The 21,920-nt window shown below is 34.4% G+C and carries 23 protein-coding genes; 19 read left to right on the forward strand and 4 right to left on the reverse strand.

The window, feature by feature from the left end:
* The first annotated feature begins 76 nt into the window (after positions 1–76).
* The 9 genes from rpsP (at position 77) to J0M15_08645 (ending at position 4,704) form a co-directional block, all read left to right on the forward strand.
* Positions 77–325, forward strand: a complete 249-nt coding sequence (gene rpsP / locus J0M15_08605; protein MBN8537101.1) for a 30S ribosomal protein S16 — start codon at positions 77–79, stop codon at positions 323–325.
* A 157-nt stretch (positions 326–482) separates the two neighbouring features.
* On the forward strand, positions 483–722 hold the full coding sequence (locus tag J0M15_08610; GenBank protein MBN8537102.1) for a KH domain-containing protein: 240 nt from the start codon (positions 483–485) through the stop codon (positions 720–722).
* Positions 723–845: 123 nt separating this feature from the next.
* The gene (rimM, locus tag J0M15_08615) at positions 846–1,397 is read left to right on the forward strand and encodes a 16S rRNA processing protein RimM (GenBank protein ID MBN8537103.1); all 552 of its coding nucleotides are present in this window, start codon (positions 846–848) and stop codon (positions 1,395–1,397) included.
* Between the two features lie 4 nt (positions 1,398–1,401).
* Positions 1,402–2,226, forward strand: coding sequence for a tRNA (guanosine(37)-N1)-methyltransferase TrmD (gene trmD / locus J0M15_08620; protein ID MBN8537104.1), 825 nt, complete (start codon positions 1,402–1,404; stop codon positions 2,224–2,226).
* Complete coding sequence (locus tag J0M15_08625) at positions 2,223–2,846, forward strand: RNA methyltransferase (GenBank protein MBN8537105.1); 624 nt, start codon at positions 2,223–2,225, stop codon at positions 2,844–2,846. The genes trmD and J0M15_08625 overlap by 4 nt, the downstream gene beginning before the upstream one ends.
* 28 nt (positions 2,847–2,874) lie before the next feature.
* Complete coding sequence (rplS, locus tag J0M15_08630) at positions 2,875–3,321, forward strand: 50S ribosomal protein L19 (GenBank protein ID MBN8537106.1); 447 nt, start codon at positions 2,875–2,877, stop codon at positions 3,319–3,321.
* 16 nt (positions 3,322–3,337) lie between these two features.
* Positions 3,338–3,949, forward strand: coding sequence for a ribonuclease HII (locus tag J0M15_08635; GenBank protein ID MBN8537107.1), 612 nt, complete (start codon positions 3,338–3,340; stop codon positions 3,947–3,949).
* Positions 3,939–4,286, forward strand: a complete 348-nt coding sequence (locus J0M15_08640; protein MBN8537108.1) for a YraN family protein — start codon at positions 3,939–3,941, stop codon at positions 4,284–4,286. Before J0M15_08635 ends, J0M15_08640 begins: the two co-directional genes overlap by 11 nt.
* A 1-nt stretch (position 4,287) precedes the next feature.
* On the forward strand, positions 4,288–4,704 hold the full coding sequence (locus J0M15_08645) for a hypothetical protein (GenBank protein ID MBN8537109.1): 417 nt from the start codon (positions 4,288–4,290) through the stop codon (positions 4,702–4,704).
* Here J0M15_08645 and lptD read toward each other — a convergent pair.
* The gene (lptD, locus tag J0M15_08650) at positions 4,697–7,132 is read right to left on the reverse strand and encodes an LPS assembly protein LptD (GenBank protein MBN8537110.1); all 2,436 of its coding nucleotides are present in this window, start codon (positions 7,130–7,132) and stop codon (positions 4,697–4,699) included. The genes J0M15_08645 and lptD overlap by 8 nt on opposite strands.
* A gap of 153 nt (positions 7,133–7,285) precedes the next feature.
* Between lptD and J0M15_08655 the strand changes: the two genes are divergently transcribed.
* Positions 7,286–7,612 (forward strand): hypothetical protein, encoded by a 327-nt coding sequence (locus J0M15_08655; GenBank protein ID MBN8537111.1) that lies wholly within the window; start codon positions 7,286–7,288, stop codon positions 7,610–7,612.
* A gap of 46 nt (positions 7,613–7,658) precedes the next feature.
* On the opposite strand, the gene J0M15_08660 is transcribed toward J0M15_08655, so the two are convergent.
* Positions 7,659–8,681, reverse strand: a complete 1,023-nt coding sequence (locus tag J0M15_08660) for a hypothetical protein (GenBank protein MBN8537112.1) — start codon at positions 8,679–8,681, stop codon at positions 7,659–7,661.
* 90 nt (positions 8,682–8,771) lie between these two features.
* Between J0M15_08660 and J0M15_08665 the strand changes: the two genes are divergently transcribed.
* Positions 8,772–9,344, forward strand: coding sequence for a hypothetical protein (locus J0M15_08665; GenBank protein ID MBN8537113.1), 573 nt, complete (start codon positions 8,772–8,774; stop codon positions 9,342–9,344).
* Here J0M15_08665 and J0M15_08670 read toward each other — a convergent pair.
* Complete coding sequence (locus J0M15_08670; GenBank protein MBN8537114.1) at positions 9,339–10,532, reverse strand: thioredoxin domain-containing protein; 1,194 nt, start codon at positions 10,530–10,532, stop codon at positions 9,339–9,341. The genes J0M15_08665 and J0M15_08670 overlap by 6 nt on opposite strands.
* 68 nt (positions 10,533–10,600) lie before the next feature.
* Between J0M15_08670 and J0M15_08675 the strand changes: the two genes are divergently transcribed.
* From J0M15_08675 to J0M15_08710, 8 genes are all read left to right on the forward strand, one after another.
* Entirely contained in the window at positions 10,601–12,193 is a 1,593-nt protein-coding gene (locus tag J0M15_08675) for a ChaN family lipoprotein (GenBank protein ID MBN8537115.1), read from the forward strand.
* Positions 12,194–12,250: 57 nt separating this feature from the next.
* Complete coding sequence (locus J0M15_08680) at positions 12,251–13,609, forward strand: response regulator (protein ID MBN8537116.1); 1,359 nt, start codon at positions 12,251–12,253, stop codon at positions 13,607–13,609.
* A gap of 64 nt (positions 13,610–13,673) precedes the next feature.
* Positions 13,674–14,354, forward strand: a complete 681-nt coding sequence (locus J0M15_08685) for a hypothetical protein (GenBank protein MBN8537117.1) — start codon at positions 13,674–13,676, stop codon at positions 14,352–14,354.
* 1 nt (position 14,355) lies between these two features.
* Positions 14,356–15,096, forward strand: a complete 741-nt coding sequence (locus J0M15_08690) for a hypothetical protein (protein MBN8537118.1) — start codon at positions 14,356–14,358, stop codon at positions 15,094–15,096.
* A gap of 121 nt (positions 15,097–15,217) precedes the next feature.
* Positions 15,218–16,891: a hypothetical protein gene (locus tag J0M15_08695; GenBank protein MBN8537119.1), complete on the forward strand. Its 1,674-nt coding sequence runs from the start codon at positions 15,218–15,220 to the stop codon at positions 16,889–16,891.
* Positions 16,892–16,893: 2 nt separating this feature from the next.
* Positions 16,894–18,369: a pyruvate kinase gene (pyk, locus tag J0M15_08700; GenBank protein ID MBN8537120.1), complete on the forward strand. Its 1,476-nt coding sequence runs from the start codon at positions 16,894–16,896 to the stop codon at positions 18,367–18,369.
* A gap of 85 nt (positions 18,370–18,454) precedes the next feature.
* Positions 18,455–19,204 carry a hypothetical protein gene (locus J0M15_08705; GenBank protein MBN8537121.1) on the forward strand — a complete coding sequence of 250 codons (750 nt, stop codon included), beginning with the start codon at positions 18,455–18,457 and terminating at the stop codon, positions 19,202–19,204.
* The gene (locus tag J0M15_08710; GenBank protein MBN8537122.1) at positions 19,189–20,913 is read left to right on the forward strand and encodes a S8 family serine peptidase; all 1,725 of its coding nucleotides are present in this window, start codon (positions 19,189–19,191) and stop codon (positions 20,911–20,913) included. Before J0M15_08705 ends, J0M15_08710 begins: the two co-directional genes overlap by 16 nt.
* A 20-nt stretch (positions 20,914–20,933) precedes the next feature.
* Here J0M15_08710 and J0M15_08715 read toward each other — a convergent pair whose 3' ends face one another.
* Positions 20,934–21,911: a Crp/Fnr family transcriptional regulator gene (locus J0M15_08715; protein ID MBN8537123.1), complete on the reverse strand. Its 978-nt coding sequence runs from the start codon at positions 21,909–21,911 to the stop codon at positions 20,934–20,936.
* Positions 21,912–21,920: the final 9 nt, after the last annotated feature.

The raw sequence follows: 21,920 nt of genomic DNA on the forward strand, positions 1-21,920 counted from the left end.
AAAACTCATTTAATACTTGATAGTTTTTCATTTATTAAATATTAAGACTAAGGTTTAATTCTAAAAAGGATGGAAAATGGTAGTAATTCGACTAGCTAGATTAGGAAAAAAGCACGCTCCTAAATACAGGATCACCGTAGCTGACCAAAGAAAATATGTAACAGGTAAATTTATTGAAGTTATTGGTTCGTATATTCCAACACCTAAAGGTAAGGATATTCAGGTCAAAATGGATATGGATAAATATGATTTTTGGTTAAAAAAAGGGGCTCAGCCGTCCCCTAGAGTTAAGCACGTAGTGAAGCTAGCCCAGGCCCAAAAATAATTGTTGTTTTTTTATATAGACTCAGTGTCTAATTAAAATAGTAGAGAAAAACTAGTAGAAAAAACTAGTAGCGTAATTCTAGTAGAGAAATATTTGGATTATTAAAACTGGTTTCGGTTTTTGTTAATTTAGATATTTTTTTCGATAGGGAGAATAGATGGATAGCTTAAAAGTACTCGTTGAGCACATGGCTAAGTCCTTAGTTGATAAGCCTGATAATGTAGAAGTGGATGAGATTCCTGGACAACAAACAACTTTATTAGCTTTAAAAGTTGATAAAGAAGACTTAGGTAAAGTTATTGGGAAACAAGGAAAAACAGCGGCTGCAATGAGAACAATCATTAGAGCTGCGGGAACCAAATTAAATAAAAGATACCATTTAGATATAGTTGAATAAGGAACTGAAACAAGCTTAAGCAAATAGCTTTATATATAATCTCATACGTCAAATCTTAAAGAATTTACAGATAATGAGGGATTCATATTCTTTTCTTGGTTTTTGTGAGAAGACAGTCGTTCTATGCATTCAGAAGTACCGTCAAAAGTTAAAGTAGGAAAAATTAAAGATGCCCATGGCTTAAAGGGCGAACTTTATTTTTTTTCTTTTTCAAGAGAAACAGAATGGTTTGATGATTTATCTGAAGTTTATTTAGAAACAATTAATAGGAATGAGGACGAACCTTCTTTTCAAAAGTACGAATTGGAAAATTATAAAATTTTTAAAGAGGGTGCCATTATTAAGCTAAAGGGGATTTCAGATCGCACCATGGCTGAAAAATTGAAAGGTCGAAATCTTTTTATTCCAGAGCAAGCACTTGTTGCGAAACCTGGAGAGACAATTTATCTAAGTGAAATTCTCAATTTTAAAATTACCAATGAACAAGGTCAAGATCTGGGCCTTGTCGTGAAGTTTTCATCAAATACGGCTCAAGATATTTTGGTGATTCAGAAAAATAATTTAATTTATGAGGTTCCTTTCGTTGATCATTTTATCTTGGATATTTGTTACGAAGATAAAGTGATTGTTATGGATTTTCCTGAAAGTTTAATGACTGTTAACAGTGAGTCGTAAAGGAATGAAGTTTAATTTTATCACGTTATTTCCTGAGCTGATTGAGGCTTCTCTCAAGGGAGGGGTCGTTGGGCAGGCTATTCATAAAAATATCATTTCCTGTGAGTTCTTCAATCCTAGATCTGTAGCCACAGATGTTCATCGTACTGTTGATTCAATTTCTTACGGTGGAATTGATGGAATGGTTTTGAAACCTGAAATTATGCATAAAGCCCTAGAGAGCTTTAATAAAAGTAATCAATCTGACTCTAAAATAATAAAGACATTGTATCTGTCCCCCCAGGGTAAAACATTCAATCAGCATCACGTTAAAAATTTATTAAATTATGATGAAATTACTTTTATTTGTGGCCGGTACGCAGGCATTGATCAAAGATTTATCATCCATAATAAAATCGAAGAGATTTCCATAGGTGATTTTGTCTTGAGTGGAGGAGAATTACCAGCCTTGGTCATTATGGATGCCATCAGTAGGCAAGTTCCAGGAGTTCTGGGAAATTCTCAATCATCTATTAAAGATTCATTTTATGACAATTTATTGGAAGCGCCCTGTTTTACAAGACCACAAAAATGGGAAGAGCTGGAGGTTCCCGAAGTTTTATTGTCAGGTCACCATCAGAAAATTGAAGAGTGGAAAGAAAAAATATCCCTATTGATAACTCTTAAGAAAAGACCTGACTTGCTTCAGGATTTCTTCACCAAAAAGCAAGTTCATTTTATTAACGGAAAAACTTTTGGTATTTCTGAATTGAAAATATTTTACCAACAGATGAGTGAAAAAGAAAAGGTTGTCTGTGGAATTCAAGATATGATATTTGAAGCTCGATGAATAGAGATAATAATTTAAATGGAAATGGAGATAAGGATTTTATCCCGAGGATGGCGATTGGTCTTGTTCATTACCCTATTCTTGATCGTGAAAAAAAAATAGTGGCCACCAATATTACAAATTTTGATATTCATGACATAGCCAGAGCCGCTTCTGTATTTGGAGTTCATCACTATTATCTGATTCATCCAATGAAGGAACAGCTGATGTTTGTAGAAAGAATTTTAGACCACTGGAGGGTCGGGCAAGGCTCAAAATTCAATCCCTATCGAAAGACGGCTTTGAATCCAGTGAGAACAGCCGAAGATTGTGAGAAGGCTGTTGCCGATTGGAAGGAAAGATTGGGAACGGATGAGGACCCTATAATTATTGCAACCCATGCAAGAGCTGTTAGTGGAGCGAACCCTATCGCGTTTCAAGAAGCCAGAGAAATACTCTGGGAAAGCAAAAAACCAGTATTTCTTATTTTTGGAACAGGTTTTGGTTTGACAGATGAATTTATGAAAAACTGTCACTACGTGTTAGAGAGTATCAAAGGGGCTCCGCCCAGAGATTACCGTCATCTTTCTGTGAGGTCTGCAGTAAGTATCTGTCTTGACCGGCTTCTTGGATCATGGTAAACAACATAGTTTCAAAAAGGATAATTCAATGACTAAACAAACTACTGTAAAAAAAACGGCAACAAAGAAAACTCTTGGAAATAAGACAGGTGCAGAATTAATCAGAAGACTGACTCTAAAACCAGTCAATAAAAACATTCAAGAATTTAACCCTGGTGATACGGTGAATGTTCATGTCAAAGTAAAAGAGGGTGAGAAGGAAAGAACTCAAATTTTCAAGGGTGTTGTTGTAAAGATCCAAGGTTCAGGTTCTGCAAAATGTTTTACAGTGAGAAAAATTTCTTCAGGGGTTGGCGTTGAGCGAACTTTTCCATTTAGAAGTAGTAATTTAGAAAAAGTTGAAAAATTAGTTGCAGGTAAAGTGAGAAGAGCCAGACTTTATTATTTAAGAGGTCTACATGGTAAAGCAGCAAGAATTGAAGCTGATTTAACTGCAAGAACTAGTGACACTCCTGAAACCAATAAAGAAGCTTAATCTTAGTCCAAAAGAAATTCAAAACTGGGACCAGCTTCCCTATGATCTGATCGTCGGCACAGATGAAGTTGGTCGTGGTTGTTTAGCTGGACCTGTTGTTTCCTGTGCTGTTAAATTTAATCACATTTCTGAACTTGTCCAATTTAAAGATTCAAAATTAATTTCCGAAAAACGCAGAGAAGATTTATTCGATGAGTTCTCAAGCTCATTAACCTATGGTATGGGCGTTGCTTCCACTGAAGAAATTGATGAGATAAATATATTGCAAGCCTCTTTGTTATCAATGAAAAGAGCTGTTCAACAATTGGAAGATCATTTAAAGGGGAAAGTCTCTGGAAGAAAATTATTATTACTTGATGGGAATCAAATCATTCCTAATTTACTTGGCTATGATCAGGCCCCCGTTATTAAGGGAGATCTAAAAATTGCCTTAATTTCAGCGGCATCTGTTTTAGCTAAAGTTTTTCGGGACCGGTTAATGAGATCCATTGGCGAAGAGTATCCTGAATACAAATTTGAAATTCATAAAGGCTATGCAACCCAGCTGCACAGAGACCTTATCCAAAAAAATGGCCCAAGTAAATGGCATAGGCGTTCTTTTAAGGGAGTTAAGGAGTATGTTTTATGAACATATTAAAGGTCAAAGGTGTGAAGAATTAGTTTGCTCTTGGTTGGAGCAAAATGGATGGAAAATCCTAGGTCGAAGAGTCAAAAGTCCCTATGCCGAAGTCGATATTCTTACTTCAAAATTCGAAGGGCAAAACATAAATGAGACCATTAAAATGATTGAAGTCAAATCTGTTAGCAATAGAGACTATTTATTTTTAAGATTATCAAATCGACAAAGGGTTCGGCTTCATCAAGCGTTGATATACTTCAGCTATAAATGGAAAAAAGATATTGAACTTCATATTGCTTTTGTCGATGCAAAAGGAAGTATTGAATTTTTTCAGTTAGAAGACTAAAGTGGAAAAAATGAATCATACCTTTTCAAGTAAATTAATTAAATTCAGAATGATAAGAATGTTTTTAGGCCTAACCCTTATTTTGAGCTATCAATCGGTAAAATCTCAGGAGCTAAAGAATTTTTTAAGTTCCTGTGGGTATGGAACCTTGGCGGGAGCGGGGCTTGGATTAGCAAGTTTGGTTTTTGAAAAAAAACCAAACGAAAATTACAATAATATCGCCAGAGGAGCCTCCTTCGGATTGTACTTTGGAATTGGCTATGGGGTTTGGTTATCGACCCAAGAAAGTCATTCTATGGTCGATAGCTTTAGCTATTTTCCTAGCCCTAATATAAAACAAAAGAAAAAGAAATTCGATTATTTATTCATGCCATCAGTTGACGGGGCTCAAGTTCTTTTTTTATATAAGTTTATTTAATAATTTCATTCATGGCATCGATGGTGAGGGGTGGTTTTGAATTTCCATCGAAAGTAAAATCAAACCTTAGTTTTAACTCTTGGGGACCAGTTGTTGGACGGTATTGAGCTAGAGTGATAAGCCAGCAATCTCCTGGAGGTTTGAATTGAGCGACGTAGGCCCATTTTTTGAGTCGATTATTAAATGAATTACTTAGGTTTTTCCCATCATAAACAAATTCTCCGATTATGTTTATATATTTTGAAATCAATCCAGATCGGAAGAGATAATCTTCCGTTACATCTTGGCTTTTCACATCCTGTCCTGGCACAATCTGATTAGATTTAATTAAATTAATTTCATAAAAATTTCCGTACTTATTTGATAATTTAATACCCGAATTAATATCAGTAACTTTTTGATAAGGATAGTAGTTAAAGGAAGAAGCTGTTGAGAAATAATCAAAATTAATATTTAAATAGGCGGACAAATTTGACCAGGGTTGTTTGTTAGGGGTATTGAGACCAGCCTGATAAACATCATAGGATTGGGATAAGGTGAGAGAAGCCAGTTGTTTGTAGGAGGCACCTGAAGGATTAGTTATTTTTTCAGTGAGCCTTTGGACAACGGAAATAGTTACAATTTCTCTATCTAAACTTCTATCTAAATAGTCAAACTGTAAACCATAGGGCGAATTCAGGTCCCCATCAGAGATGCCATTTTGACTCGTAAAAGGAATATCTAAAAGGGATTCATTTTCAAATCCCCAGAAGGGGTGGTTGCGTTTGTCAACCCAAGGAGTTTTGCTGTAGATAATTTGTGGAATAATCTCGTGACGGTATTTGGACGAGTTAAGATCTGAAGAATCAGAATAAACTCGAGTAAATTGAGTTCTAGTGCCGAGCTCTGCCTTGAGATATCTACGGTAAACTTCAGAATTCTCATTTAACTGAAACTGATATTGAGTGTCTCTGAAGGTCATTTTTGGTAAAATATCAATGGTATCATTGAAATTTAAAGGGTAAGCGATTGTTGGTTTAAAATCAAATCTTTGGCCCGTTCTAAGGAGGTCTCGATTAGAATCAAATTTACCATCTTGTACTAATTTGCAATTAGGATCTCTATCAAAGTTAGGAGAATCACAAGAGTTTGTAGGGTATCTTAATTTATTCGTACTATCACTCAAAGTTTTTTCAGTGATATCATCATAGGCTTTTCCAGCTCGTGTTAAGTTGAGGTAACTAAATTCCCAATTATATATAAATCCTGAATCAGAAATGAATTCGGGCATTTTAGAAACAATAATTTCAGGTGTTCGATGCACGCTTTCATCATTACCGGCCAAAGGATCACTTTTAAGAAGATTGATATGATAACTTGTATCAATGTGGAAATGAGTATTTTCTGTATTTTTAGAAAGACTCATGCGGTTCTCAAGGGAAGGTTCATTTTGATTTTTTGTTTCTTTTGAAAAATCATTAGGATATTGCAGATCGCTGGCATTAAGCATTTGTAATCGATGAATATAGTCATTGGGTAATTCAAGGTAGTGATCATACTTAAGAAACCAACGGTTAAATCCTTCACCCTGTTCAGTTTCACTCTTAAAGGAATTGATGCGGTCCTCATTTTGAAAGACTTTATCCCTGAGCCAGGCCGTATTGAATTCCCCATAGCTGTTTTCATTCAAAACAAAACGATAATTTAACAAGCTCTTGGGACCTCTGAGTTCATAATTTTTTAAAGTGTAAGTGAGATCCTGATTCCTTGATATGACATAGAAGAAAGGTTGGGAAATGGTAAGACCTCCCGGCTGAGAATTCTCGAATTCAGGCGTCAATAAGCCCGTCTGTCGGTCACTTTTTAATGGGATAACCAAGTAGGGAAGCCAGAAGACGGGAATGGTTCCCACTTTTAAAAAGGAGTTTTTGATATAGGCATAGCCACCGAGTTCGGCTCTGATTTGTGATCCTTGGAAACTCCAGGAAGCCGGGCAGTTGGAACAAGTTGTGTAATCAGCATTTTGCACAAAAAAATCATTTTCGCCAGTTTTGTTAATGAGTTCGCCTTCAAAGATTACAGACCCAGATTGGACAAATCCCTTTGAAATAAGACCCGTATTAGATTCATAATCAAACCAAACTTGATCTCCGCCAAGAGTGGACTTAGTATGTGTCATTATGACTCTTCCTAACATGTGAATTCGCTTGGCTCTTAAGAAGATATAGGCTTGATCGCATTTTATATGATATTCCTTGTAGACAATTTGTATATTTCCTTTGAGCTCTACAATTTCATTTTCTGTATCTCTATCCAATGAATCTGCTTGAATAAGAAGTCCTTGAATTTTTGCAGAAAATGAACTTTCTGCGGCTAAGGTAAAAGAAAAGTTGAAGTAAAAAAATATTAAAAAAAGAAGATAGGTGAAGGACTTAAGATTCGTAAGCATTGGAAAAATAAAATCACTTTAGTCTGGTTTTGTCGAGGTTTTAATAGGTTTTAGTCTAAAAAAAACTAAAAATATCAATGAGGTATTTATTAATAAAGTTGTTTTGCCGAAAGAGGAACAGCGATGGATTGTAACTAACCTTATTGAGGGCGTATGAAAACAGAAGTGATTCAATTAAGCGAAGGATATCAGATAAATTTAATTGGTAAATTGGATGTCTTAAAGACGAACTATTTAAAAGAAGTTTTAGCCAGAGACTTTAAAAATCAAAATTTGGTTTTTAATTTTTCTTCCATTAGTTTTGTAGGATCAAATGGAATACTCCTGTTTTTCTCTGTTATGGATAACTTGTTCCATTCTCATCAAATCAGTTCGGCGGTGATTGGACTGAATGATGATTTCAAAAAGGTCATTTTTGTCGATCGATATCCGAATCTAAAATTTGAATTTGTGAATCAACAAGCTAATTACTTTGCCTAGTTCCAGCTAGTTTAAACCAGCTCTTTGGAGACCCAAGCCTTTTATCCTAAATGAGACAGTTGTTTTTGGAGGAAAGGTTTTTGCTTAATTCAATATTGATTTTTTCTAATGAATCCATGGCTTGTTTATATTTAATAAGCTCCGAATTTTTTTGATCCCATAGATATTTCAATGATTCCAGCTGTTTTTCAGTATTAAAAAGATCTTCCTTTGTTTTTGTATTTTCATCAAATAATTTTTTGGTTGTCAATTTTAGGTCTTTATTCTCTGTTTCATATTTATACTCAAGGCGTTGGAGGGCGGCAATTTTGTCATTAAGATCTTGAGTTGTTTTTTCATATTGGATCCTTTTTTCAGAAAAAAAGCGTTCCATTTCAATGAGTTTATTCTCGGTTTCTAAAAATTTTTGATGATAATGTTCGAGATCTTCAACTTTTGAATTAAGAAAATGGATGTTTTCTTTTTGCTTGGTTAAATCTTGATGATTTTGAGAAACGATTTCTTCATATCGGGAAATGACTTTTTCATTTCTTGTTTTTTCAGTTTCAATTTGAAAATTAAAATTATCAATCATATCAGATACTCTATTTTTAAGATCCTGTATCTGAACTTCTTTGCGTTCATTCACCTCTGAAATTTTTTGAATTTGCAACTCCAAATTTTTAGAATATTCTTTGAGCTCTTTGAAGTAAGGTTTTACTTGGGTATTTATTTTTTCTTGATATTTCCTTAATCGATGAGTTTCATTTCTTAAATCCACTTCCCTCGAAGTGATTAGGGAATGCTGAATTTTTAAAATCTCATTTTCATCTTGTAGCTGTTTTAATTGGGCATTTCTTGTTTTTTCTTTTTCGAAATTAATAAATTCCTGATCTTGAAGATTTTGGTTGTTAGCTTCCAACTCTTTTAATTTATTTTTTAAAATCTCAATTTCATTCTCAGCATAAGATAATCTTCGAATACTGACTTTTAGTTTTTCATTTGCTAATTCATTCATTTGAATCAGAGTTTCAAGAGATTTATTAGCTTTTGTTTCTTCTTTGCTTGGCAGTGAATTATAGGTGTCCATTTCTAGATAATCTCAAAATGATCCATTTTCCACAACCCTAGGTCCTAAATCTAGTCTTAAGTCAATCAGACAAAGGCCGATAGAAAGTCTATGGGTGAGATTAAAATGGAAGACGCAACGTCATCAAGTCCAATCAAAAAAGTTATTGATTTTGGCATTGATCCTGGGGATTACGGTAAGTCAGACTCATTAAGATATTTGATTTTAAGCCAAGTCTCTGAAGAAAAATATGAAAAATCTATAGAGGATCTTAGAGCCTTTTATCGTAAGGAAAGTGAGTATCCTACCTTTAAAATTAAGATTGAACGTTTTGTAAATCATTCTATTGATCTTATTTTTGCAATTAAAGCTAAAAAAACATTTCCTGGAGTTAAGCAATTGACCAGAGCCAAACAGCAAGAATTAAGGGATCGGTTTAAAGAGCATTTTAAAGAGCTTGTTTACATGTTAAAAAAGATAGAAAAAATCGAAAGAGATCTTTCCATTGAAGATGCGAGAAGCACTATTTACGTGATCCGAGCACTTTGGGTCTCATTTATGGCCCTCATGACCACTTGGTTTATTATGGAAACCTTTCAAGGATTAGCAATGACGAGCTTTGTTGTCATTACTGATACAGCAGAAAAAATAATGGACTTCATTATTTCAAAAATAGGTTTATAATCCAAGTTCTTTATACAGAGATTTTAGAACCATTAAATTTGAACCACCATCTAATTTAACCCCATTAACAAAAATGGTTGGCGTTCCCGCAACTTGAGCCTCTGCGCCTTCTTTACTGGCTGCTTTGACCCAGTTTTCTGTTTCTTCAAGGGCCATGCATCTTTTCAAATTTTCGCATTTTTCTGGTTGAAAACTGCATAACTTGGTATCTACTTCAGCAAGTGAGCCCATACCAATAAAGGATTCTTGATTCTCAAAAATAAAATAATGATAATCCCAACCTTGTTTAAACTCTTTTTCCGCGCAGTAGGCAGCATAAGAAAGTCGGCACCTAATACCATTTCCTTTGCTGTTTGAATCAAGTCCAGGATTGCAAGTTCCATCCAAAGGAAAAGGTTTGTAGATTAACTTCACATTTTGATGGGAGGCCATAAATGTTTTTAATGATGTCACTGCGTGTTTACAATGAGGGCACAAATAGTCGGCAAATTCAACGATGGTAAACTTAGCATTTTCATCTCCAGCAATTAATCCTGTGGTGGGGTTAAATGAAAATTGATTTCGATTTTTCCACGACTGTAAACTTTCTTGAATAAATAAGTCGAGTCTTTCACCAGTGAATCTTTTTTGAACATCCCAATTTATAAAAAAGCCGAGAATAGGAATAGCCAACAGAAGGTAAAGGCTGGCTTTATTCTCTTTAAACAAATGAGATATGTCAGTAAATATATTGAGTTCACTGTTTTTTGGAAAGGTAAAGTAAAGCGAAATGAGGCAAATCATCGAAAGGAAATAAGTTCCAATGCAAAAAGGGCAATAGCTTGATAAATAAAGACTTGAAATGGCAGCCATAACAATGGAAACGAAGAAAACAAAATTTGCGAGATAAAAGCTAAAACGAAAAGGGCGATGGGATTCTTTAGAGCTCAGAAATCCGTTGAGAATAAAGATGGCTAAAACTAAATTGGTAAGAAGGCCTAGTAAGGCAATGGGCACATTGAAAATTTCAGCAAAGCTACTTGTTGAAGCGACATCGCAATTAAATTTTTCATTTATGTTACAAAAGCTACTGTTAGAAAAGCCATATTTAAGTCCATAAAACTTAATACTTAAGTAGGTATGTAAGCCAGCAGACAATAATGAAGAGCAAAGGGCAAGGGATATTAATTTTTTTCTTTTTGTTTCCATTTCCTAATGAGATCATAAATAGGTGATAAGGGGAAATAATTTTTAAGCTGTGAGCTTGGAGATGCAGGGTGGCACGATTAGTTGAATGGGTAAATATTAAAAAAGAATTATACCAGCATGTTTACCATCAAGTTCAACAACGATGGGGAAAACTTGGAAAACAAATTCTAGATTATCGAAGTAAGTATGATAGTGAAAGTCATCGAAAATGGATCATTTCAAATAAAGAAGATCTATTTGAAAAAATGAATCAATCTCAAGTAATTATTTTGGGTGATTTTCATTCCCTTCATCAATCACAAAAATCACACCTACGACTGATTAAGAATTTTAAAAATTTAGATTTTAAAATCGCTGTTGAGTGCATTTCTTTCCAGCACCAGAAATATTTAGATAAATATTTAATTGGTGAAATAAACGATAAGGAGTTTTTAAAAAAAACAAATTGGAAAAAAAATTGGGGATTTCCCTGGGAGCATTACGAAGAGATTTTTAAATATGCAAAACAAAAAAAAATTAAAATGATTGCTTTGAATAATCTTAAGTTGATGTCTTTTAAAGACTCTCTTTACAAAAGGGATAGGGTGGCCACCCGAATTATCTCGCAGGAGCTTAAAAAAAGTTCTGAAACGATTTTTGTTATATATGGTGAGTCTCATTTAACTTCTAAAAAATTTCTAAATTTTGGAGAAAGACAAAGTAAGATAAGCAAATTAAAGATTTTTCAAAATATTGACGAAATCTATTTTCAATTAATGGATCTAAATAGGGAAGATGATGTAGATCTTGTTAGATTTACTGAGAATGAATTTTGTTTATTGAATGTTCCGCCATGGGTAAAATGGCAATCCTATTTGCTCTTTCTAGAAAAGAAATATGATTCTGAAATTGAATCAGAGAATCCTGATTTTACTGACTTTGTTGATCAATATATCAAAGTCATTTCAAAGGAGCTTAAAATACCTTGTGATTCTAAAAATTTGTCAGTTTATACTTCAAATGATTTTTCTTTTTTAAGAAAAATCAAGATGTCAAAAAGTGAAAATGAATTAAAGTTCTATGAGATTTTGATTGAGGAGGAAAGGTCCTTCTATATTCCTGATTTAGGAATTGGCTATTTAGGGAGGTTGACAATCAATCATGCTGCGGCGTTGGCTATGCAGTATATTTATTTTGCGCTTATAAAAATTAAATCGGTTCCCCACAAGTTGCCAGAAGAATTTGTATGCTTGATTTGGATAGAAGCTGTTTGTTATTTTGGTTCAAAACTCATAAATCCTAAGAGGAAAACGGAAACTATTAAGGACATAAAACAGAAAGTGATTCAATTTGGCTCTCAAGATTCAGATAAAGAGGCCTTAAAACTAGCTCTTTACCAAAAAACAAAAGAAGTTATGAGAATTTCAGGACGTTCGTTTGAGAAAAACAAAATGATAGTTCAGAAAAAAACAAGTTATATTCACTGTGCAAATTTATTGGGTTCTTTGATGGGGGAAAAATTATACAAGGGGTATAAGGCGGGTTTTATTTCCCTTGATCTATTGCATTCATTATTGAGAAAAAAAATGGAAGGTAAAACTTTTGAAAAGTTCTATTATGAATTTCTTGAAATAATAGATAATTTACCAGAATCATTCAAAAGTAAAGCTGACAGGCTGTAGGTCTAGATGTTTCAAAATGCCGTAGACCTTCAACTTCAATGATTTTATGATAGTCGTATGAAGATTCTTCTTGTCGATGATGAACCAGATGTTTTAGATTTGCTTCAATTGTTAATTTCGTTGGAGTTTCCTGATATCCAGATTTTTACCGCCTTAGACGGCCTAGGTGGTCTTAATATCTTTAATAAGAATTTAGATTTGGATTTGATTTTTTGCGATTACAATATGCCCAAAATGAATGGGGGCTCTTTCTTTTCGGAAGTGAGAAAAACCCATAAGGACTTAGATTTTGTACTTGTCAGCTCTGAAGACCCTAAAAAACATAAACAGTTTGAAAATGACAATCATTTTCATCATATAGATAAACCATTTTCTGACAAAGCTATTTTTAATAAGATAAGACAAATTTCCAGTAAAAAACCATCACCTGCTATTTTGGAAGGTGAGCCCAAACAGCAAAATTTTATTCCAGTTAATTTGGATATTTTATTGCATTTAAGAAAAGTAAATAGTTCCTTGTATCTGAAAATTTCCAAAGATAAGTTTATTAAAGTATCACATAATGATATCGAATTTAAATTAGAAGATAAAGAAAGGTTCATTAAAAAAAATGTAGATTCACTCTATGTTCAAAAGAATGAATTTAATAGTTTCTTGAACGATTTTAAAAAAATTGTGTTATCTAAAATGGCATGGGACAAGGCTCAGAGCCAAGAAAAAATAGATCTGTTATCTAATGATTTGTCATTGGTTCAGAGGGCCACCTCTGTTTTTGGGTGGACTCCTGAAATTATGAAATTTGCTCAGGAAAATATATCTGCAGTCATTAATATACTCAAAACAGAGCCCACGTTTAACAGACTAAATGAATTGTTGAAAAACAAAAAAAACTTTAAATTGACATCACATTTAATTATTTTATCAATCATGCTGACCGATGTGATTAAGAGGTTAAAGTGGGAATCGGATAAAACAATTGAAAAATTAACTTTTGCAGCCTTGTTGCACGATTTTTTATTAGATGAAGATCTTTTTGCTGACAAGCAAACGTTATTGATGGCAAATGACTTTTCTTCACTTAAAATCACACCAGAAGGGAATAGGCTTTACAATCATCCCTTAGATGCTGCAAATTTGGTTTTGGACTGGCCTCTTTGCCCTCCTGATGTGGATGTGATTATAAGACAGCATCATGAAAAACCAGATGGGCAAGGTTTTCCTATGGAATTAACGGCACAGAAAATTGCTCCCTTATCTGCGGTGTTTATCATGTGCGAGGATTTAATTTATCAAAATATGATCAATCCAGATATCAATTTAAAGTCCTACTTTAATGGTAAAAAAAGTTTTTACGGACGAGAGCCCTTTAAGAATATCTATCCTAAGATTCAAGAAATGCTAGAGCAGATGAAGTAGTGTTTCAAAATGATACAATCGCACATGCACCTTAAAGTTTAAATATATTTTCCGATAAGTAGGTATGCGTGTTCCATTGGGAATTTTCATTCAATTTTCTACCCTTTTATTCTTAGGTCTGAGTTGGAGTTTTCAGAAATTCGATGTTTTTTTTGCTGAAAACTCTGGAGATAAAGAACAGATTAAGGTTTTAAAAAATCAGTTAGAAATTAAAGAGTTCGAGACTAAAATTTCTTCTTTGGAAAATGAAAAGATGAATCAGCAGGTGCTCAGTTTATTAGATCAAGAGAGTCGATTGAAAAATAATTCTCTGGTAAAAGACCATATTAAATTGGGGTTAAGGACTCCAGCGTCAGTACGCAAACTTGATTTCTCACTTCTGCGAATAGAAGAGTTGCGAAGTCTTTTTCGAGAAAAAAATTATAATAAAGTTATTGAATTAGGAGAACGTATTTTAGGTCAAGAAAAAACATTTATTGTTAAACCTGAAGTGTTGTTTTTCTTATCAGAGTCTTATTTCTTGAATAAGCAATATGAAAAATCCGTAGAGAAAATTAATCAACTTATCAATTTGTATCCTGAGCATATTATGACGGGCTATTCTCTGCTCCGCCTTGGGAATATTAGCGAGAAATCAGAACAGGTAAATGAAGCAGAGTCTATCTATAGAATTATCATAGCACAATTTCATGACAGTGCCTTAACCGGAGAGGCCAAAAAGCTTCTTTCAAACTTAAGTGAATAACATGAATAGAATATGGAACTTTAGTTTATTTATTAGCTTCTTTTTCTTCAGTGCGATGGCCACTGTCGAATCGCCTCGGGGATGTTTTAAGTCGCATTTTGAAAAATGCTATTTGGGTACGGTAGGTAAGACGTCACGGGTTCATTGGGGTGAGAATGACTTTTTTCTTGGGAAGCAAACAATTCTTAAAATACAGAAAAATAAAATTCATTTTCTTGAAGGCTCAATGGTTATCAAGAATCTTTCTGCCGTGGAGTTACAGATAGAAAATAATACAATTTTCTTGTTAAAAGGAGAGTACTTGATTAGCCGAAATCCTGAGAACTATGTGATTAGGACCATGGAAGGTGTGGCTGAGATAGTCCTAAGGACTTCAGTCATCAATTCAGCTGGATATTCAAGTATGAAAATCACTGAAGGATTCGAGATCAATTTGGTGCCTGAGGGGTCCGATAACTTTAGTTTTAGCTCCTTGAGGCTTATCCCTCTAGAACCGCATTTATCAGCATATGCTAAAACCATGAACCAATCACCTTCTGAAATTTTAAAATACGCAAAGGAATTTCATAGAAAATACAAAAATTACACTCGTTGGTTCTCGGAACTGAATGATCAGTTAATTGCCTTAAAGAACGAGGAAGAGCTTCAGAAAGAAAGACAAAAGGCCAGCGACAAAGCAAAAAGAGATCTTGCCTCTCTACGAACAAAGCAACAGTTCTATCATAAAGTATTTGAACGGTAGGAGTCTAGTCCATATTTTCTCATATTTCATAGAAATTAAGACATAAATTATTAAAGTCTTATAAAATATAAGAGCGTGTTTGAACGTTTCAGGCACGCTCTAAATATTCCAGGAGGGAATAATGACAATTTCTCGAGCTGAAAGGGCTAGTGATACCAATAAGTTGACGGATCTTCGTGAAGAATACGAAAGCCGAGAGGTTCAAAGTGAAAAAAGAAAAAACGCAGAAATAAAACGAAATCAAAAACTACACAATGATGAATTAAAACAAGTTAAAGCTACCTATGAGAGTAAAATTGGTGATATCCAAAATAAATTTGGTGAACGCTTAACAGATCAAGAACAACAACATCAAAAACAAATATCTGACGTCAGATCTGTTTATTTAAATCAGCTCAGAAATAAAATGGAGGCAGCTCAAAACGAAAGACAGGTGCTTTCTGAAAATTATCAGGCGGAATCAGATACCCAAAAAAAAATTGGTGAGAGTCAAAAAGATCTTTTGACAAAAAACTTTCAGGGAGAAATCAAAAAAAGGGATGAAATGGTATCAGAACTCCATCAAAAAAAACGCGAAGAGATGGAACAAGGGATTCATAAGAATGCAGAGAAATTGCAAAGTTCCTATGATAGGGAGCTTAAATCCCTTATCAAAGGACGGCATGATGAAAAAGAAAATAATTATAAGGAACGAGGACAATTAAAGTCTTATTATGAAGATAAAATTTCTGAAATGGATAAAAATAAGGCTCGTGAAGGACAAAATTGGTCTCATAAATATTCTGATACGGTTTTGGCTCTGAATCAAAAATATTCTGATAGTTTGGATGAAAAGAATCAAATTTTAAAACATGCTACAGAAAAAAACAAAGAAAAATTTGATGCCAAGTATGAAGAGTTACAGGATCATTTGACAGCATCCAACGAACAGTTTAAGGCGACAATTGATGAAAGATTAAATAACAAAGTGAAATCAAAAGAGTCAGAAATCTTTAGTTTAAAAAATAGAATTTATGCCGATCAACAAAGCAAAAATAAGCTCAATGAGGTTGAAAAACAACATTTAGTAAGTGCTTATGAAGAAAAACAAAAATTACTAGAAAAAAACTTAATTGAACAACGAGAAGCTCTGAAATCTGTAAATGATCAAAGGATCGGAAAAATACTTAATGAGCAGAATGACTTTAATGCGCAAAACTTAAAAAGAGAAAAAATTGATAAAAACTTAAGCAATGAAAAGCACCGACAAGACCGGCAAGCAGTTCAAGAAATGCACAAGAATGAAGTGTTTAACGTGCAAAATGCTACAGACAAGAGAGTAAGCAGTATTCAAAAAACTGCCAATAATAAAGAAGAAAAAATAATCGCCTATTATGATGAATATTTAGACTTGATGAAAAATGGATATGTTGATAAAATCATCGAGCAAAGAGAGAAGAACGACAAAGATCTTTCACAGCTGAATGAGATTTATAATGAAAAATTTCGAAAGTTAAAGAGCATTTATGAACGAAAGCTAGATAAAACAGCAAATGACTATGAAGCTAAAATAGCAAAGATGAATGATGAAAAAGATCGAGAAATAAAGAGTTTTAAAAATCAAATGAATATTAAAGTTTATGATAAAGATAAAGAATTAAAAATGAGTTTAAACTCAATGGAAAAAAAATACGAAAATAAGATTCAAGGTATTCAAGAACAATACGAAGATGTTTTGAATAGAACAAATGAAAACCATCAAGAAGACTTAAAGAAGATGTCTTTAAAAATGCAGAACTACACCAAGAAAGCCTAGAAATGAAACTAAATGCGAGGAAAGTAAAGATTGTAGCCACTCTTGGCCCATCCACAAGCACTGAGGAATCCATAGAAAAAGCTATTTTAAGCGGCATGAATGTGGCTCGATTAAATTTTAGTCATGGAAGCCATGAACAGCACTTAAGTCATATTCAAATAATTCGAAAAATTTCAAAAAAACTGAATGCCCCTATTGCTATATTACAGGATTTACAAGGGCCTAAAATTAGAGTGGGTCAATTTTTAGAAGGTCAAATCAATCTTCAAGATGGCCAAATTGTCGAGGTGACAACAGAAAAAATTCTAGGAAACGATTCTTTGATACCCACTGATTTAGTATCTATGCCTGATATTGTAAAACCAGGTTATAAAGTCATGTTTGATGACGGTTTAATAGAACTTCAAGTTATTGAAGTCAACAAACCGCGAGTGAAACTCAAAGTCATCTATGGTGGTATTTTAAAAAATAGGAAAGGTATCAATATTCCCGAAGCCCAGTTGCCAGTCAATTCATTAACAGAGAAAGATTTAAAAGACCTGGAGTTAGGTTTGTTAAATCAAGTCGATTATGTGGCTTTAAGTTTTGTACGTCATGGTAGAGATATTAGACAATTGCGAGAGTTGATTGAAAAACATCATAGTGAGGCAAAGATTGTTGCCAAAATTGAGATGCTGGAGGCATTAGATAATTTGGATGAAATCATTAGACTTTCTGATGCAGTTATGGTTGCCAGAGGTGATTTAGCTGTGGAAGTCGGTCAAAGTCGGTTAGCTGGGATTCAAAAGAAAATTATCAAACTCAGTAACGAATTAAATAAGCCCGTCATTACGGCTACACAAATGCTTGATTCTATGGTTGAAAATCCAAGACCGACAAGGGCAGAAATTACTGATGTTGCGAATGCTGTACTGGATGGATCGGATGCTCTGATGTTATCAGCAGAAAGTGCCAGTGGAAAATACCCGTTCAAAGCCATTCAAACCATGAATGAAATTATTTATGAAGTTGAAAAAAATGAAGAGAATTACAATCGAATATCTCTAGAAACAGAATTATTAAGCGTGCCAAGTAGTATTGGAGCCAGTGCTTGTTTGTCTGCATTGAAATTAAATGCAAAAGCTATCATCTGTTTGACGACGACAGGTAAAACCGCGCAAACCATTTCTGGATTTCGTCCTCAAGCGCCAGTGTATGCCATGACTTCTCAATTAAATGTATTGAATAAGTTAGAACTTATTTGGGGATTGCAAACTTTACTGATTTCAGATTATAAAAATTTTTCTGATATTATTAACCAACTGGATGCTATTGTTATCAAGTTCGGTATTGCGAATACTGGTGATAGAATTATTCTAACTTTAGGATTGCCCGTAGAGCAATCTGGACAGACCAATACACTGTTCGTTCATATGATTGGCGAGCAAACAGTTTCAAAATTAGAAAATAAAGAGCTACCACTAAGGTTTAGATCCTAGTCTCAAAATGAGATGAGCCAATTTATTAATCCACAATCGTAAAGAAGTTGAATATAATTAAGGAATGAGACCATGGGGCATTGGGTTGGCAACTCTCATTGTGAGTTTTATTTTGTATAGGTTATTTATTCATCCTTATTTTATCGCAGAACCTTTTACCTCAACCAGCAAATTTTCTTCAATTCAGGAAAACGAAAAGATAAAGGGTTCACTTCAGATAAAAGATGTAAACGATGTAAAAGCTGTCAAAAATAAGAATGATACAAAAAAGAAATCTCGATTGGAAAATAGTTTGAATCAAAAAATGGACTCATTGATTGAGGAAAAAACGAATCCTCTTCGTGTGGTGGCCAGTGAGGACAGCCGTCATGGTGCCAGCCGCAGATTGAAGGAGGACGAATTTATTAAGACTTATCCACGGGTGAGATCTGATTTTTATCAAAAAGATCATTCAGAGGAATGGTTTGAGTTTCCAGGGACCTATGTCACATTTGAAAAAATTGAAAACCCATTGTTGCAAGTTTCCACCTTTCGAGTGACTACAAATGAGGATCAGGCTTTGCCGAATGCAAAATTAATTTACAATGAAAATCAGAAAATTTTTGCTGTGCTCACTGGGAAAGTTATCCTTAAGATTTTTAGTTTATTAGAAAGTGATCAAATTGCTAAAGATTATCATTTTCAATTGGAACGAGCGAGTCCAGAGATAAACACCTTTTACTTTACTGTTCGTGAAAGTTATCAATTATCCCACTTAAGCTCGAAGCTAGGAAGTGACTTTCGAGTTGAAAAATTTCATTTTGAAATAGTAAGAGATCAATGGCAAAGAAATTAATAATTTTATTTATACTGTCCTCCTTTATATCGGTTTTTTTTCAAAACTGCAGTCAGAATGGCTTTGGTGTTGTCTCTCCACCATCGGCAAATGAGGACGTTTCAGACCCGTTATTTATTTATGCCTGGCATTTGAAAAATACGGGTCAGAATGTGTTCTCAGGAACAGCAGCAACGGTGGGTTATGATTTAGGTTTACAAAAAACATGGGGCAGTGGGATTTATGGACAAGGAATAAAAATTTTAATCAGTGATGACGGTATTGAGAAACTCCATGAAGACCTGGTTGATAATCTTTTTTCTGGAAAGGAATACCGAGATTATATAGTGTCAAATTGGTTAAGTGATTCAGCTGCTCCTTCAGATGTCGATTCCCACGGAACCAGTGTCGCAGGCCTTGTGGCCGCCGTAGGATGGAATGGAAAGGGGTCTCTGGGAGTGGCACCAAAGGCCAAGATAGTGGCCACTAACTTTATGTCTGAAAATGTGACAAGAACTTCTGCTGTGATTGCCGATCAAGCCAAGGGGAGTGTGGATGTTGTCAACATGAGTTGGGGTTACGCTCAAACAAATTATACGGAAATTGAACCTACTTTTAATGATCAATTAAAGTTTGGTACTGAAAATGGACGCTCTGGAAAAGGTGTCTTATATGTTCGCTCTGCGGGAAATTCTCGATTAGAGTTAGTTGGTCGGAGTGTGAATGACTATCGACTCGGTTCTGCAAACTTTGATGGTAACAATATCACACCCTATTCCATAAATGTCGGAGCTATTTTGGCAAATGGAAAAAATGCCTACTACAGTTCTCCTGGTTCCAATTTATGGATCAGCGCTCCTGGTGGAGATGATGGGGTGACTTCTCCAGCTATGGTGACAACGGATAGGACGGGTTGTACTTTGGGATATTCAAATAAAAATTTGACCTCGCCACTTGCAGAGTTAGGGAGCGGATTTCTCAAGGGTTCAAATGGAAATGGAAGTTGTAACTACACGGTAACCTTTAATGGAACCTCCAGTGCGGCTCCCAATGTCACTGGCAGTATTGCTTTGTTGTTACAAGCCTTCCCTCTATTAACTTGGAGAGATGTTAAATATATTTTAGCTAAAACAGCGATTAAAGGTATTAGCGATGGACAACCTTTTGAAAACTTTTTATATCAAAATAACTCCACTCGATTCGCAAATCATAAATCCCCTACGGGATATACTTGGGACGATGAATGGGTAGTTAATGATGCTGGTTTCAATTATAATAATCTTTTTGGTTTTGGATTGATCAATGTGGATGCGGCAGTTGAATTTGCAAGGACCTACACGAGTTTATTTACGAGTTCATTGCAAAGAAAGGAATTTCCAATTTCAGGATTATCTTTGCCAGTTCCTGACTATGACAAAGATGGAGTTTCAAGCACTATCAGTGTTGCTGATAATTTAAGAATAGAAGCTATCCAAGTAGAGGTGAGTGTCACCCATCCAAATGCGGGAGAGTTAGCCGTGGAGTTAGTCAATCCTAATAATAAAAGAAGTGTGTTGGTGAACATGAATAACAGCTTGGATGGAACTCAGAATCTGACTTCTTTCACCTTCTTAACTAATAAATTTTATTTTGAGCCCTCAGTGGGGACCTGGAAACTGAGAGTCATTGATGGTCGCACAGGAAATCAAGGAACTTTAACTGGGTGGAAATTAGTAATTTATGGACAATAAAGGGCTCTCAACGACAACGACTATTTCAAGATTTTCTTAAAATCCCAGATCATTTTCCAGAAGGTGGCTAAGCGCTCAATATCAGAAAGAATGATATTAACAAAAACACCGCCTTCTTCCATGATTTTTTCACTGACAATATTTTTTTCAATAAGAGGGTTGAGGTCTTCTACCTTTAATAAAAATCCTAATTCTTTCATGGAATCATTTTGTAAATCATTAACATTGATTTTTCGAACGCCCTTAGCATTTGGCTCAATTTTTTTAGCATAGTTGATGATGCCATTAAAAGTTTTAATTTCTTCTGAAGAAAATGAAATCTTATCTTTTTCTGGTTTGTATATCCACTCATTATGCCAATCTACGAATTCAAAAAGTAAATCGAGTTTGTATAAAACTATTTTTTGTCTTCCTTCACCGAGTTCTTCGACTTTTCCAAGAGCCATTTCTTCCAGCGCCGCTAAGAGACTTTGCATTTTGTTCGTGGCTTCTTGAAATATTTGAATTGTTGTGTTTCTTAATCGGTTTTGTGGAATGAGTATACCCTCATCTTCTTTAGTTCCAAACCTATATCCAACAAAGCTAAGGATGGAAATTAATTTATTTATCGTATGGGGAGGAAATCTTTCCTCGTCTGGATTTGAAGACTCAAGCATTTTAATTCTTTTATTAGCTTCTCTGATATTATCATTTAAATTTCGGAGGATGGCTTTCACCCACACAGGAAGGCTTTCCAATTGTTGGTTGAGCGTTTCGTAAGGCAGGGCGATGACCTCTGAATCCTTCATGGCTTTGACATTGGCAGATCTGGGTTTTTTGTCGAAGATGGCCATCTCGCCAACTAAATTTCCAGCTTTAATTTCAGCCAAGGTGATCTCTGAGTTACCTTTTGATTTGGTAATCGCAAACTGTCCTGACTTAACAATATACATATAATCCGGGGCATCTCCGTCACGAAATAAATAAGTGTCTTTAAGGATTTTTTTGGAATCGGCCACAATTAATTC

The organism is Deltaproteobacteria bacterium (assembly GCA_017302835.1).
GTDB lineage: Bacteria > Bdellovibrionota > Bdellovibrionia > Bdellovibrionales > Bdellovibrionaceae > UBA2316.